The sequence below is a fragment of the Fundicoccus sp. Sow4_H7 genome, from assembly GCF_052115865.1.
In the GTDB taxonomy this organism is placed as follows: Bacteria; Bacillota; Bacilli; order Lactobacillales; family Aerococcaceae; genus Fundicoccus_A.
In genome coordinates, this window is the sequence record NZ_JBQKME010000015.1 from 1 (window position 1) to 13,714 (window position 13,714).

General features: G+C 36.9%; 12 protein-coding genes, 1 pseudogene and 1 riboswitch. Of the genes and pseudogenes, 9 read left to right on the forward strand and 4 right to left on the reverse strand.

Annotated features, from left to right (window positions below; all coding sequences use genetic code 11):
- Positions 1 to 434: 434 nt before the first annotated feature.
- Together ACTQ54_RS11205 and thiT are read right to left on the reverse strand one after the other, a co-directional pair.
- Positions 435 to 1,148, reverse strand: coding sequence for a TatD family hydrolase (locus ACTQ54_RS11205; RefSeq protein WP_441756928.1), 714 nt, complete (start codon positions 1,146 to 1,148; stop codon positions 435 to 437).
- Entirely contained in the window at positions 1,145 to 1,708 is a 564-nt protein-coding gene (thiT, locus tag ACTQ54_RS11210; RefSeq protein WP_441756930.1) for an energy-coupled thiamine transporter ThiT, read from the reverse strand. The genes ACTQ54_RS11205 and thiT overlap by 4 nt, the downstream gene beginning before the upstream one ends.
- Positions 1,709 to 1,744: 36 nt before the next feature.
- Positions 1,745 to 1,850: riboswitch (TPP riboswitch) on the reverse strand.
- A gap of 141 nt (positions 1,851 to 1,991) precedes the next feature.
- Between thiT and ACTQ54_RS11215 the strand changes: the two genes are divergently transcribed.
- Both ACTQ54_RS11215 and ACTQ54_RS11220 read left to right on the forward strand, forming a co-directional pair.
- On the forward strand, positions 1,992 to 2,168 hold the full coding sequence (locus ACTQ54_RS11215; RefSeq protein ID WP_441756932.1) for a hypothetical protein: 177 nt from the start codon (positions 1,992 to 1,994) through the stop codon (positions 2,166 to 2,168).
- Between the two features lie 84 nt (positions 2,169 to 2,252).
- Positions 2,253 to 2,841 (forward strand): annotated as a pseudogene (locus ACTQ54_RS11220) (NAD(P)-binding domain-containing protein); the annotation flags it as partial.
- Between the two features lie 74 nt (positions 2,842 to 2,915).
- Here the strand turns inward: ACTQ54_RS11220 and ACTQ54_RS11225 are convergent.
- Both ACTQ54_RS11225 and ACTQ54_RS11230 read right to left on the reverse strand, forming a co-directional pair.
- The gene (locus tag ACTQ54_RS11225) at positions 2,916 to 3,833 is read right to left on the reverse strand and encodes an MBL fold metallo-hydrolase (protein ID WP_441756934.1); all 918 of its coding nucleotides are present in this window, start codon (positions 3,831 to 3,833) and stop codon (positions 2,916 to 2,918) included.
- A gap of 19 nt (positions 3,834 to 3,852) precedes the next feature.
- Positions 3,853 to 5,574 carry a DUF4153 domain-containing protein gene (locus tag ACTQ54_RS11230; RefSeq protein WP_441756936.1) on the reverse strand — a complete coding sequence of 574 codons (1,722 nt, stop codon included), beginning with the start codon at positions 5,572 to 5,574 and terminating at the stop codon, positions 3,853 to 3,855.
- Positions 5,575 to 5,718: 144 nt separating this feature from the next.
- On the opposite strand from ACTQ54_RS11230, the gene ACTQ54_RS11235 reads away from it, so the two are divergent.
- The 7 genes from ACTQ54_RS11235 to ACTQ54_RS11265 all read left to right on the forward strand — a co-directional run bounded on the left by ACTQ54_RS11235 (position 5,719) and on the right by ACTQ54_RS11265 (position 13,381).
- Positions 5,719 to 6,204, forward strand: a complete 486-nt coding sequence (locus ACTQ54_RS11235) for a redoxin family protein (protein WP_441756938.1) — start codon at positions 5,719 to 5,721, stop codon at positions 6,202 to 6,204.
- Positions 6,205 to 6,442: 238 nt separating this feature from the next.
- Positions 6,443 to 7,780: a ferredoxin reductase family protein gene (locus ACTQ54_RS11240; protein WP_441756940.1), complete on the forward strand. Its 1,338-nt coding sequence runs from the start codon at positions 6,443 to 6,445 to the stop codon at positions 7,778 to 7,780.
- Positions 7,781 to 7,801: 21 nt separating this feature from the next.
- Positions 7,802 to 8,569, forward strand: a complete 768-nt coding sequence (locus ACTQ54_RS11245) for an SDR family NAD(P)-dependent oxidoreductase (RefSeq protein WP_441756941.1) — start codon at positions 7,802 to 7,804, stop codon at positions 8,567 to 8,569.
- Positions 8,570 to 8,784: 215 nt separating this feature from the next.
- On the forward strand, positions 8,785 to 8,937 hold the full coding sequence (locus ACTQ54_RS11250) for a hypothetical protein (RefSeq protein WP_441756943.1): 153 nt from the start codon (positions 8,785 to 8,787) through the stop codon (positions 8,935 to 8,937).
- A 75-nt stretch (positions 8,938 to 9,012) separates the two neighbouring features.
- On the forward strand, positions 9,013 to 9,396 hold the full coding sequence (locus ACTQ54_RS11255; protein WP_441756944.1) for a hydantoinase B/oxoprolinase family protein: 384 nt from the start codon (positions 9,013 to 9,015) through the stop codon (positions 9,394 to 9,396).
- A gap of 540 nt (positions 9,397 to 9,936) precedes the next feature.
- The gene (locus ACTQ54_RS11260; RefSeq protein ID WP_441756946.1) at positions 9,937 to 12,327 is read left to right on the forward strand and encodes an AAA family ATPase; all 2,391 of its coding nucleotides are present in this window, start codon (positions 9,937 to 9,939) and stop codon (positions 12,325 to 12,327) included.
- Entirely contained in the window at positions 12,320 to 13,381 is a 1,062-nt protein-coding gene (locus tag ACTQ54_RS11265; protein ID WP_441756948.1) for a 5-methylcytosine restriction system specificity protein McrC, read from the forward strand. The genes ACTQ54_RS11260 and ACTQ54_RS11265 overlap by 8 nt, the downstream gene beginning before the upstream one ends.
- Positions 13,382 to 13,714: the final 333 nt, after the last annotated feature.

Here is a 13,714-nt window from a genome sequence, read left to right on the forward strand (position 1 = left end):
ATGTGCGTAGCTCATAACAGACCTCCGTGTGTATGTTTTTGTCGTTACTAACATCTTACACGAACCTGTTATGGGTTTCTTTATTTGTCGCACTTAATTTTACAATTCATCTTTTAAAAAAGTAATGACGACATTAAGATAAAAGCATTTGTTCATTTTCTTGAATAACACCAAAAGCCACCAGCTCTCATTGAAATGCTAATGAGTACGGGTGACTTTTTTAGTGTTTTTTAATCTTAATTAGACCTTTATTCAATTACATCGATTCTTCACAGAATTTCCTTCCACAAAAAACAATTAGTCTCTTACCTCGACATAACTCCAAAAATTTCAGCCGAAGCTTGACTAAATTGATACGCTCCGACGCTGTTAAACAACCTAAGCTAAATGTGATTGAAATATCGGATGTGGACAAATTCGAAGAGTAAAGGTATTTATTTGAGTTGTTCCATTAATAAACGCCCACCCACTTCCAACTCAGTCGATGAACAACTTTTCAATTGAGCCACATAGGCTTGAATTCGTAAGATTTCATCAGGCCAAGATGGCGTACCATTGACCCACTCTAGGGCAGTAGGGCCATCGGTTTCAAATAATAACTGCTGTGTTGGAATAAGATTAATCAGCTGATCGGTCAAGGTTGAATGCCCTGCATCAACAGAAATCGTAAAGAAACAGCCTAGCTCCAAATAATCAGTCACCAAGTCCAAAGGCCCACTATACCAGTGAATAATTTGACCATGTAATTGGTGCTTTTGTAGCAAGGCAAGTACTTCTTTTTCAGCTCCTTTTGTATGGATATTGCAAATATTTTGGTGCTTCTTTGCCTCCGCTAGAAAGTATTCAAAAACTTCCAATTGACGCGGGTAAGCCGTTGTATCTTCTGCCCAGTGGAAGTCTAAACCAATTTCACCGATGAAATCACAATCCTGAATGTAAGGTTCAATATTGTCTAAAGATGTAGTTGGCGTCACCTTCCAAGGATGAATTCCGAATCCCTTTAAGATGAGTGGATGGTCTGGAATGGATTGATAGTCAGACACAGACTCACTAACCGCTAAAGTTGTCATGTTTAAGCCTTCAATGTCCGCTAATGCCTTCTCCAGCGATGGATAATGACTGAGGTGATCATGGGCATTTATTATCATGCCAATTCACCGACAAATAATTGCCGAGCTTGCCGGTACAGAAGCAATAAAGCTAGACCAGCAATTACTGTTGTGACAATGACAGATCCTCCGTTAAATACAAAGGAATAAAAGCCAACAGACCAACCTTCTGGAGCAAACCGACCCCAATAATAAACCCCAGTAATAAAGTGCCAGAAGTAACGAGCTAGAGTCCCGATAAAAGTACTCAAAAAGATATAATAAGTTGCTTTCTTCTGATTTCCCGAAGCGGTTGCCTGTTGAAGTGCCGGAGCCACAATTCCTGCTAGCCCATTAAAAGCAAAAGCTACCGGATAATCTAACACCACTTGCACAGGGTGGATAATTGAAGCTCCGCCTAGAATAATCGTCAGTAAACCCCATAAAAGCCCAGTAAATATCCCTGCTTTCCACCCTCGACGCAGACAAAACAACGTAATGGGAATCGAGCCCAAAGCGATATCGAAGCCCGTTCCTTCGATAGGAAACAGTGAGATAATAAAGGCCAAAGTCGCAATCAACCCAGCCTCTATATAAACAGTTAACGAATTTTTTTGCATAAAAATACCCCCTTTGATACACAAAGGAGGCTTAAGTCTTCTTAAGTCTGCAATCCCTCCGCACGTACTAACGTGATCAGGTAATAAGAGTCCCGGCATACATCCAGTCTCAGTCACTCTAGTGACTCCCCTTTGCTTAGATGATATCATAGCTCATAAAAAAAACGTTGTCAACCTCGATGTTATATTGCCCCCTCCTACAGATGATACATATAAAGATTGTGGCGTTTTCTATGGATAAATTAGTAAGATCCTTTTCTTTAATGATGAGATATTTAATTTGATGGATGATATGAATTTAAATGATGCCTACTTTCGGACAATTAATGAATCAATGGGGTTTACTGATATTAAAGATCAAGTTAAGATTTGGTCAATTCCATCTACTGTTTTATGGGCTGTTGCTACGATATCCTTATTAATCTTGAATGGTTGTGTGGTTAAATTAATTATTATCTGATTTAAATTCTATGCTAAAAATGATACGATTGAGCTATAGATGATTTTTCTTAAATGAGATGTAATATTGAGTAAGCATGATATTGGAGTAATCGAAATGGCAGTGATGGCAGAAAACCCGGATAAAAATTTAAAGCTTGAAACAACCCTTGAATCTTTGGTTGAATCGTTAGAAAAACCTCGTAAAGTGATTCTAATGGTACAAGCTGATAAAGGAACAGATGCGGTCATCCAACAAGTTCTAACATTCTTAGATAAAGGTGATATTTTAATTGATGGTGGAAATACATACTTTAAAGATACGATGTGACGTAACGAAGAATTAGCAGAAACTGGGGTCAACTTTATTGGTACTGGGATTACTGGTGGAGAAGAAGGTGCTCTTAAAGGTCCAAAAGAACTTAATTTTAGATGACTACTTTAAAGATATTGTTGAAAACTATCGTACAGCTGCCCGTGATATTGTTGCTTTAGGTGTTCAAAATGGTATTGCAGTCTCTGGTTATGCTTCAGCCATTACTTATTTTGATTCATACCGTTCTGAATATTTACCAGCCAATATCATTCAAGCACAACGTGACTACTTTGGTGCACACACATATGAACGCGTGGATAAAGAAGGCGTGTTCCATTTTGATTGGTATGGCGATAAAGGCGAAGAGCAATGGGATTAAGTTAGAAATTAATAAACAACTAAAAAACGTCTGTATCTTATAAATGAGATACAGATGTTTTTTTACAGTTATATCTATTCAGATGGTTTTTGAAAAGGGATGCGGCGGTCTTGTTTATCAGTCCAAGGGATAGGACTAGTTTTTTCGCGTTCCATGTAATCGACGATTGTTTCACCTTTTTCATCGAACTGGACCACGGCGTAATGGGGATCGTGATAAAGGAACAGTTTGTAGCCGTTGGTGAAGGCATCGTTGAGCCAGTGGGTCTTGGCCGCAATGGAATCCATAGGATAGTCATCGTTGGCGCTTACCCACAGTGGATTGCGCTGAGCATGGTTCAAGAATATATCGCCTAAATGGAGCATCACTTCATTATTTTGAATCAGCTTAATTGCTGCATGACCACGGCTATGACCGCCCGTATGATGCATCGTAATCTGGGGCGACACTTCAAGGCTGTTTTCAAAAGTCACCACTTGTTCTTGAATCGCTTCCCAATTTTCCTTCAGATAAGTCCCACGTGTTCGAGTATTTGGATGGCGGACTTCGTCCCATTCAATGGCTGTCATATAAATTACCGCATTGGGGAAGGTCGAAACAATCTCACCGCTTGTTGGATCAAGCCTAGTTAAACCACCAGCATGGTCATTGTGCATGTGGGTCATCATGACAAAGTTGATATCTTCTGCACTTAAACCGAGTTCGGCTAACGAATCCAACATATGATTGTCTTTTAGAACCCCTAGATTGCGATGTTGTTTGGCATCCAATTTTTCCGTACCAAGGCTAGCATCGATCAAATAATTTTTGCCATCGTGCTGGATTAAAATCGGGTCTGTCAACTCGATCAGCTGATTGTCCGCATTTGATGGATAATAGCGCGACCAGACAACTTTTGGGACAGGACCGAATGACGTCCCTCCATCCGTTGTCTTATCTGCACCATCCAACCAAGTTAATTTTATATCGTGAAATTGATATGAATAAGTCATTCAAAAAGCTCCTTCTTTTTTATTTAAAATTTAACAAGATATAAACATTTCCACTATAAGCACTGGACGTACTTCTTAAGTAGACAGCAACTATTTTCATTTCAACCGCTTCATTGGCGACCGTCATAATTCCCTGTTCGGGAGTTAAACCCTCTTCAGCCCCTTCTAGCGCTTGTTCGAATAATTCCTGGGAGTCAAATTGCAATATCTCTTCACCAGCTTCATTTGTTAAGTTAATGACAATGTATTTATCTTCATTTACATAAGACTCTAAAGTAAATATCCCTTTTTCATCTTCAATCTCTATCGGATCAATGTGATCATACCAATTTAGCACCAGGAAATGATCAAAACCTTCGATATCAATCGTTGGATACTGATCCCAGTTCCAATTAACCGACTGAACAACATTCGTTCTGCGATTAGAATTGAAGTAGGTTGGTTCAAAACCAAAGGTCTCTTCAAAATCAGCATAGAAATTAAAATTATCCCCCAGCAGATCGGTCTGATAGTCATTTTCATCGAGATATAGAGCGAGTTTTGTAATCGCGATCGCATCCGCTTCGTCAAGTTGCGCATGAGGGGTAATTTGATTGCCATCCCACATCTGATTTTTCTCTAAAAGCCGAACCAGCTGCTTCTCATGGTTATTCAGACTCATAGTAAACGCATCAAGTGGCGGCGTAATCGAAATAACAGCCATCACTAACAGCAGAGCAATACTCCACCAATGCATTTTTTCTTTATTCAAACTAAATATCACTGCCGCAACCGTAGCAAAAACCCCAAACAAAATCACAAAATAGCGACCAATGGTTAAGCCGTTGGTTTCTATTCTTAAGATGGAAGCAAGTGTTTGAAATAACACGATGGGAACCATGACTTTAGGAAACCATTGTTGGTAAAGACTGATATATTTATTTGGTTGAAGATTAAAGGACAACAGATAAATAATAAAACTGATGATGGCATAAGAAACTAAAAGAGGCTCTAATAAATTATTCGTCCAGAATGGTCCAGAGATATTTATTAGGAGATAAACAATTAGGATGGAAGTGTAAATTAAAGTGATTGGAATAATAATGTATTTGAGTAACACTTCGAGAAAGCGCGGGACCGTGATGACTTGCTGGCCGTCAGGGCTCGGCGTGAGCGCGATGCAATAAAGTGGGACGACAAAGCACCAAATAATGTTGAGGGTATGAGTGACCAATTGGTAATCCAGTTCAAAAAGCAGCGTACTGATGGCGATGTGGATTAATAGGAAACCGAGCGACAAAATAACCCCGAAAAGTAAGGCAGTAAAAAAGTTTTTGATAAAGGCTAATAGACTTTGATGAAAGGGGAATTCGGCATTTTGGATGGTTGGAATCCATATAAAAGCTAAAATGAGTGCAAAAATAATGACGGCTGTTTTGACAGAAAATCGCAAACTCTCGATGGGAATGGGGGCAAAGAGAAAGGCGAAAACCGCCGTTGCTATTAGAGCTAACCCCATCAATAAATATCGCCGGTTTTTCTGCGCGGCAAAAAAGCGTTCGAATAGCATTTGTCCAACAGTTGCCAATAGTGTTCCTGCCATAAAGCATATCAACCAGCGCTCAGAAATTTTTTCGGAATCCTCAAGATAGATGGCGTTCGCAATGGTTGCGAATAATAAAAATAAATAACTGAGTGGAAAGCGCCAGATAGACTGGCTCACTTTGTTAAAAGAGTGGGAAATCTTTTCTTTCAAGCTCATTAAATCAATCCTTTCACCATTTCCTTTGATTATAAAGTGCTTTCATCAAGAGGTCAATTTAATCAGCTAAATCAGATAAACGTGACAAAATCAGGAAGGTTGACTAAAATGGTAGTGAATATAAAAATAATTGAGAGGTGCTTCATGCAAATAAAACGTGGCGATCAAATTATTAACTTGGTAGGTCAACCTTTAGCGGTTGGCGATGCATTACCAAATGTGGAATTACTCAATCAAGATAGACAAGCGGTTCAATTAGGCGACTATATTAATGGCGTATCCGTCATTAGCATTGTTCCCGACATCAACACTAAAACCTGCAGTATTCAAACGAGTCGCTTCAACCAACTCGCGAATGAAAAAGACTACCCAATTATTACCTTGAGTAACAACCAGCCAGAAGACATCGTAAACTGGTGTAGTAGTAACGACGTAGATATGGTATACTTGTCCGATCTTAATGGCCAGTTCAGTCAGGCTTCAGGATTGTTGATGGCAGAGTATGACAAATTAGCCCGGACAGTCATGGTAGTCGATGATGATGGCGTGATTAAGTATATCGAAATTGTAGCCGATATGCGCGACGAACCAGATTACGGCAAAGTGTTAGAAGCAGCCGATCGGTTGTAATAATATATAGATAGAAAAAAGTGTACGCATCTCTGAGTAATCACGATGCGTACACTTTTTTGTTGTTATTAACTATTTTGAGTTATTAGTAAATTAAATTAAAAATAAATCAATATTACAAGTGCAAACGTTTTGACTCAGTGGCTTTATAATGTTAACATTTTTTTGTAGTTGAAGGTTTATTGAAGTCAAAAAACTGTTGTGTTTTGTGTGATATTTATTAAAAGGAGAAATGCACATGAGTAAAAAAGCTTTAAAATGGTTTTTCCCAGGGGTTGCTATACTGATGTTTGTGACCTTTTTAATTGCCTTATTGTCGCAGTATATTCCGCCAAATTTTACAGAGTTATTGTCCAATGTAACAGGGACATTGTCGTTTTGTATTATGCTGACACTGGTGTTGATCGCTGTGCGGCCTAAGGCAATCGAACGTCGACTGGGCTTAACGACAATGTATGAAGTGCATGCTTGGATGGCAATGGTGTTGCCTGTCACGCTTTTGATTCATGTATTTATTCGCTGGAGTGGTTTAGAAAATGTATTGACGCTGAATTTGTCGGACACATCACTTCTGGGATATGTTGGTTTGATTGCTTTGATTGTTGTGATGTTGACCGGGATATTTGTTTTATCGGATACGATTATTAAAAAATCCAAGCCACTGATGAAGTTCAAGGGTAAGGCTAACCGAAATTTTCATTTGTGGTTGCATCGTTTGGCGATTGTGAGTGTAATTGGGATACATTTCCATGTTTATCATGTGGAGTACCTTTTGGATAATACGCCATTCCGTTTGTTAGCGACATTTTATACAGTCGTTGTATTAGGCTGGTATCTGATTTACAAGATTCGCCTAGGGCAATTGCCTCGATACGAAGTGGTTCGCACAAGTAAGCCATCGCCTAAAATTCATGAAATGGAATTAAAGCCAGTTAATGGTCAGCGTATGGATTATGTTGCAGGACAATTTGGTTTCTTTCGCTTTGTGGACTCAAACGTTGCTAGTGAAGCTCATCCATTTTCCTTTGCTTCGTCACCTCGCTTTCATCAAGATTCGATCATTGTGATGATTCAAGAAGACGGGGATTTTACTAACACGCTAGAAGACGTGACTGAAGGTGACAAAGTGACGATAGAAGGGCCTTATGGTGACTTCTATCCTGAAGAAGTCCGTCATTCTAACGATCCGATGGTGCTTTTGTCGGGCGGTATAGGCCTGACTCCGAGCCTGAGCGTCCTTCGTGAGGAAATCGCCAAAAATTCTGATCGTCGCATCGCCTTCGTTTGGGGTGTCGGTTACGAAAAAGATCTCATGTATTACGACGAACTTAAAGACCTTTCAACTAAATATCCCAATTTCTCTCACCATATTATCTTTAGTGAAGAAGAAGTTGAAGGATTCCCGCATGGCTTTGTGGACGATGAGTTTATTCGGAGTCAAGGTTTGGAAGAATTCTACGAGACAGCTACTTGGCATATTTGTGGTCCACCACCCATGTTAGAAGCAGCTAAAGGATTAATGGCAGACAACAATGTAACTGACGAACAATTGTATATTGAAGAATTTGCATTTTAAAAAATTATAGGAGGAACTTTAATGAGTAAATTAGACGGAAAAGTAGCGATTATCACTGGTGCCGCAGGCGGAATTGGTATTGCAACAGCGAAGTTATTTATTGACGAAGGGGCTAATGTTGCTTTAGTTGATGTGTCAGAAGAAGCCTTGAGTGAAGCAGTAGAATCTTTGGGCACTGGCGAAAACATCGTTACCATTACGGCTGATGTTACTAAAGAAGAAGACGTTAAAAACTATGTTGAAAAAACCAAAGAAGCATTTGGTCAAGTTGATATCTTATTCAACAATGCGGGTATCACAGGTGTCTTGACGGACATGGTTGATATCGAGTTAGAAGACTTTGAAAATGTTATGGGCATTAATGCTAAAGGTATATTTTTGGGCTTGAAACATGTCTTGCCACTAATGATTGAGCAAGGTAGCGGTAGTGTTATTAACACCTCATCCGTTGATGGCTTACGTGGTTCGCCAGGTTTATCCCCTTATGCAGCCTCTAAACATGCGGTGGTTGGTTTAACCAAATCAGCTGCTCTAGAAGTTGCTGATAAAGGTGTGCGCGTGAACTCAATTCACCCATCCCCAGTCGATACTGCGATGATGGAAAATATTGAATCAAGTACAGGAGACAGCACTGCAGCCAAACAAGAATACATTGATGCAATTCCCCTTGCGCGTTATGCAGAAGCAGAAGATATTGCTAAATTAGTATTGTTCTTAGCTTCAGACGACAGTGAGTTTATCACTGGCTCTCAATATCGTATTGATGGCGGTATGGGTGCACAACAATAATTAAATAAATATCACAATAATTAATCTAAAGCCAAGTCTATTCAATTAGACTTGGCTTTTTTTGTTTCTATAGCTAGCTCATCTTTATTCTCTTGCCCCTCTAAAAGGAAAGTTGGATTCTTTGAGACGCAATCTTTAAAAGTAAACTGGAAGACCAGCCACCTCGGCCACTAAATTGTAGATGAGAGGGATTAATATGAAATTAGCGACAGACATTGGTAGGACATTTACCGACTCACGAACAACAAACCACTGAGTGGATCAAAGCCAAGTGGCCAGAAATGTCAGTGACAGCGTCTTACGAAATTACCCGTGAGTGGTGCGAGTTTGAACGGACGAATACAACGGCCTTGAATGCTTATGTATAGCCAATCGCCACTTCATACCTTAACAAACTGGATTAAGAACTGAATAAACAAATCCAAGCAGACCAAGAATTCGTGATGCAATCCAATGGTGAGACGACCACTTTCAATGATGTCAAAGAAACGCCGATTACAATGGTGGAAGCTAAGCGACCAGTGCCTGTCTCCAATTATTTCATTAAACTGTTAGAAGCCGTTAATATTATTCAAAAAGCATTAGTCGACATTTTACCTCACCGTCTCATTGCAGGACACTATGCAGCAGTATGTTCAGTTGTTATTGGGGGTGTGGATCCCGATAGCCAGCAACCCTTTATGTTGGTAGAACCAACCACTGGTGGATGGGGTGCAACAGTGGATAATGACGGGCAATCTGGCCAGTTCTGCTATGGAAACGGGGAAACCTATAATGTTCCGATTGAAGTAACGGAAACCCGTTATGGTGTCCTAGTCGAAGAATAATCACTGCGGACAGAAGATTCAAACGCTGGAGCAGGGGAATTTATTGGGGTCGTGGAACAGTTCCTTCTTACCGGGCACTCAATGATAACCAATCAGTGACAGTGACTTTTGGACACCACAAGTCAAAACCGTGGGGTGTGGACGATGGTCTTAAAGGAAATTCTAATGATGCCTACATCCACCGTGCCGATGGTAGTGTTGAAGTAGCCGCCAAAACCTTTGGGTACAAGTGGATGCGGATAGTTTTACCTATGGAGAATTAAACTTATTAGATAAATAAAGGAAACTCGTTAATTGTAATTTAAAGTGAAAGAGACAGCTGTATAAACATGCACTGCTTTTTTATTGTGTAGAATAAATATCACCAAAACCTTAAAATTGAGCGAATTAAATAATTTAATTATGGTATCATTAAAATATGAGAATAATATTGTTTTATTGGGCTTTATTTTAGGTTTTGTGGATTTTGTGACTTTATTAATAATTGATTAGTGTTGGGCTAATAAGTCGAAACTCTTTCAACACTTAGGGGGAACTGGAATGAATAATGAATTTCAATGGATACCATTTTATGGGGCTTTTGCAAAGAAAATACTTGAATACAAAGATAAACGACATGAATTAATGGAGATAATGCAACAACTGCATGAAGAAGAGCCGCTACTGAATTACCTAAATTTCGATCGTGAAGATTGGTGGGAACCAAGAGGTAATGAGATTGATCCCTTCTCTATTTTTGCAACATTTAATAGGCAAATTACAGATAAAAACAGAATTCGTCTAATAAAGCGCTATGCAGAAGAGTTTAATATTAATGAGGAAATCCCTATGGAATTTAATTCTATTCCTGTTTTGAATAATTTAAATTCATTTTACTTTAATCAAGATGGAATATTATGGGATTTATTCATTGAAGCGATGAACTTTGATGAGAATGAAGGGATGTCCGAAGAATTTCAAACCTTATTTGATAAGTCTCTTTCCATAAATGGGAATGGACTGTCTAGTATCACGATTGGTTTATATTGGATTAGACCAAATGTTTTTATAAGTCTTGATAGTAGAAATGTTGAGTTTTTAGCTGAACAACATAAAATTTCTTTTAAAGCTAAAGATGTGGATGGTGAAAAGTACAATGAGTTGTTACAAACTTTAAAAATCCAAATTCCTAATACTAGTATTCCTATGATTTCATTTCAAGCTTGGCATTATACTAAAAATCGAAATAGTAAAGTAAATTATTCAACTGGGCTCTCAGTTAAAGATTGGGTTGAATTACTCAATGATCCTAAAGTATTCAATCAACAAAGCTTAGAAATAATGAAGAGATTCAAGGATTATGGAGGCAGCGCCTCATGCAGTCAGCTCTCAAATAAATATGGTGAAACTGTAAACTTTTATAATAGAGGTTCATCGGCACTTGGAAAGAGAATATATGATGAGACTCATTGTAATGTTTACAAGGAAAATGGGAAAAATCGATGGTGGCGTATTTTATACACAGCAACAGACACAGTTTCTGAAAATAATGAAATGCAAGAAAGAGATGGTACTTTCGTTTATAAATTAAGAGATGAATTAAATGAAGCGCTGAATCAAGTGGAATTATCACATATAAAATTATATGCAGATGAGTTGGATGTGCAACCAAGTCAAAATTTTTGGTGGATTAATGCTAATCCAAAAATTTGGTCTTTTTCGTCGATTAATGTAGGTGAAACTATCGAATACACATTAACAACGGAGCATGGTGGCAAACGTCGTATTTATCAAAATTTTCTTGATGCTAAAGTTGGAGATTTAGTTATTTGTTATGAATCTAGTCCGGTTAAACAAGTTGTAGCATTAGGGAAAATTGTTCAAGAAAACAATGGTAAGAATATTGTTTTAGAAAAGACAAAAAACTTATTAAATCCTATAGATTACTCTAGTTTAAAAGAGAGTGAAGAGCTTAACCAATTAGAATTTTTTTCTAATATGAATGGTACTTTGTTTAAAGTTATGCCTGAAGAATATGATTTTATAATTGAACTAATTGATGCAAATAATGAAAAAAGAGCTAATAATGAAGAGGTTCAAGAATATAGTAAAATTGATTTTCTAGATGAAGTTTATCTTTCTGAAGAAAGTTATGAGACTTTAATTGCCTTGCTTTTGCATAAGAAGAATATTATTTTACAAGGTGCTCCTGGAGTAGGAAAAACATTTACTGCTAAGCGATTAGCTTGGTCTATTATGGGAAAGAAAGACGATACTAGAATTGAAATGGTTCAGTTTCATCAAAATTACTCCTATGAGGATTTTATATTAGGGTATAAACCTAAGGAAGATACATTTGAATTACAGGAAGGAATCTTTGTGAGGTTTTGTCGGCTAGCTGCTAATGATCCTGAAAATGATTATTTCTTCATTATTGATGAAATTAATCGAGCGAATATGAGTAAAGTTTTTGGTGAACTATTGATGTTAATTGAAAATGAATATCGGGATGAAAAGATTGTTATGCCGTACAGTGGAAAACAATTTAGTGTGCCAAATAATCTTTATATCATAGGAATGATGAATACCGCCGACCGAAGTTTAGCAATGATTGATTATGCCTTGCGTAGAAGATTTAGTTTCTTTGAAATGGAACCAGCTTTTGATTCTGAAGGTTTTAAACAGTATCAAGAAACATTGAATAATGAGCAGTTTAATAATGTGATTAATCAAATTAAATCTCTGAATTTTGAAATTGAAGCAGAGGCTACATTAGGTAAGGGGTTCTGTATTGGTCACAGCTATTTCACTGGTCAAAGTACATATTCAGAGGAATGGATTAGAAGGATTATAAAGTATGATATAGTGCCGATGTTGAATGAATATTGGTTTGATGAAAATGAAAAGATTGGAAAATGGGAGAAACAATTCAGAGGCGTTTTCGATGAATAAGCAAAATAATATCCTCATCAAAAATATTTATTATATGCTTTCATATGCTTTTAAAGCATTACAACAAAGTAACTATGAAAGTGTTGATAGTGAAGTATTTGAGAATATTTACGATTTATTTGCAGAAATCCTTATTAAAGGTCTAAACAAGCAATTAAAACAAGGATTATATAAAGAATATATTGATAAACGAGAAGACTTGTCAACTATAAGAGGTAAAATTATATTAAGAGACTCCATTCAAAATAAGATACAACGTAAATTGCGGATGGCATGTGAATATGACGAATTATCCGAAGATAATCAATTTAATCAAATAATAAAGATGACTATAATGCTTTTGATAAAAGAAGAGAGTGTAAAAAAAGAAAAGAAAGTTAAACTGAAGAAAATTTTGCTTTACTTCTCGGAAATTAATATGATAAGTCCTGAACAAATAAAATGGGAATCATTAAAATTTCAACGAAATAACCAAACTTATCAGATGCTGTTAAATATCTGTAGATTTGTAGTTGAAGGGTTACTTTTAACAAACATAGCAGGTCCTTATAAAACGCTAACTTTTACGGAAAAGCAATTGAATACTTTATTTCAACGATTTGTTTTAGAATATTATAGAAAACATTTTTTATACTTAAAACCTTCAGCGCCGTATGTCAATTGGAATTTATTGAATGAAAATGGCAACGAAGGACTTGGTATGTTGCCAAGGATGGAAACTGATATAAAGCTTTGTCATAATAATTTCTCTCTAATTATTGATACCAAATTTTACAAGGACAATTTAAACGAATTCGGTAAAATCATCTCAGAAAATCTATACCAAATATTTTCATATGTGAAAAATGAGGACAAACATAATTCTGGTAATGTATCCGGCATGCTGTTATATGCACAAACTGCTAATAATAGAATTTTAGACTATTCATATAATATGAATAAAAATTATATAAGCATAAAAAGCATTAATTTGAATGAAGATTTCAGTAGTGTTCAAGCACAATTGGATAAGATTATAACTGAGTGGATGAGCTTGGTTGAAAAAGTTGAGTGATCAAAATTAATATAGTTGAGTAACTCGTAGTCATAGATACACTTAATCATGTAAAGCATCTAATAAAAACGCTACGGAGACACATAAGTGTCTTCATAGCGTTTTTGAATTACATTAATTACTTATTTAGCATGGTACAAAATACAATTCAACAATTGCTGCTGTATCTGTAGAGTTTTTAGAGAACTATCTCCAGTTGTTGTTAGTATGCTACAGAAAAAACAAAAGTGACATAGTTTTTACTGCAAGTAAAAGGTATCGAACTGTAAATACTTGTGAGGACTGTGGGGAATTATACTTATTAGACAAATAAAGGAAACTCGTTAATTGTAA

What these genes read in the sequence shown, in the direction of transcription:
- ACTQ54_RS11205 (WP_441756928.1), bottom strand. Translation starts at nt 1,148, where the DNA reads ATGATAATAAATGCCCATGATCACCTCAGTCATTATCCATCGCTGGAG.
- thiT (WP_441756930.1), bottom strand. Translation starts at nt 1,708, where the DNA reads ATGCAAAAAAATTCGTTAACTGTTTATATAGAGGCTGGGTTGATTGCG.
- ACTQ54_RS11215 (WP_441756932.1), top strand. Translation starts at nt 1,992, where the DNA reads ATGGATGATATGAATTTAAATGATGCCTACTTTCGGACAATTAATGAA.
- ACTQ54_RS11225 (WP_441756934.1), bottom strand. Translation starts at nt 3,833, where the DNA reads ATGACTTATTCATATCAATTTCACGATATAAAATTAACTTGGTTGGAT.
- ACTQ54_RS11230 (WP_441756936.1), bottom strand. Translation starts at nt 5,574, where the DNA reads ATGAGCTTGAAAGAAAAGATTTCCCACTCTTTTAACAAAGTGAGCCAG.
- ACTQ54_RS11235 (WP_441756938.1), top strand. Translation starts at nt 5,719, where the DNA reads ATGCAAATAAAACGTGGCGATCAAATTATTAACTTGGTAGGTCAACCT.
- ACTQ54_RS11240 (WP_441756940.1), top strand. Translation starts at nt 6,443, where the DNA reads ATGAGTAAAAAAGCTTTAAAATGGTTTTTCCCAGGGGTTGCTATACTG.
- ACTQ54_RS11245 (WP_441756941.1), top strand. Translation starts at nt 7,802, where the DNA reads ATGAGTAAATTAGACGGAAAAGTAGCGATTATCACTGGTGCCGCAGGC.
- ACTQ54_RS11255 (WP_441756944.1), top strand. Translation starts at nt 9,013, where the DNA reads ATGCAATCCAATGGTGAGACGACCACTTTCAATGATGTCAAAGAAACG.
- ACTQ54_RS11260 (WP_441756946.1), top strand. Translation starts at nt 9,937, where the DNA reads ATGAATAATGAATTTCAATGGATACCATTTTATGGGGCTTTTGCAAAG.
- ACTQ54_RS11265 (WP_441756948.1), top strand. Translation starts at nt 12,320, where the DNA reads ATGAATAAGCAAAATAATATCCTCATCAAAAATATTTATTATATGCTT.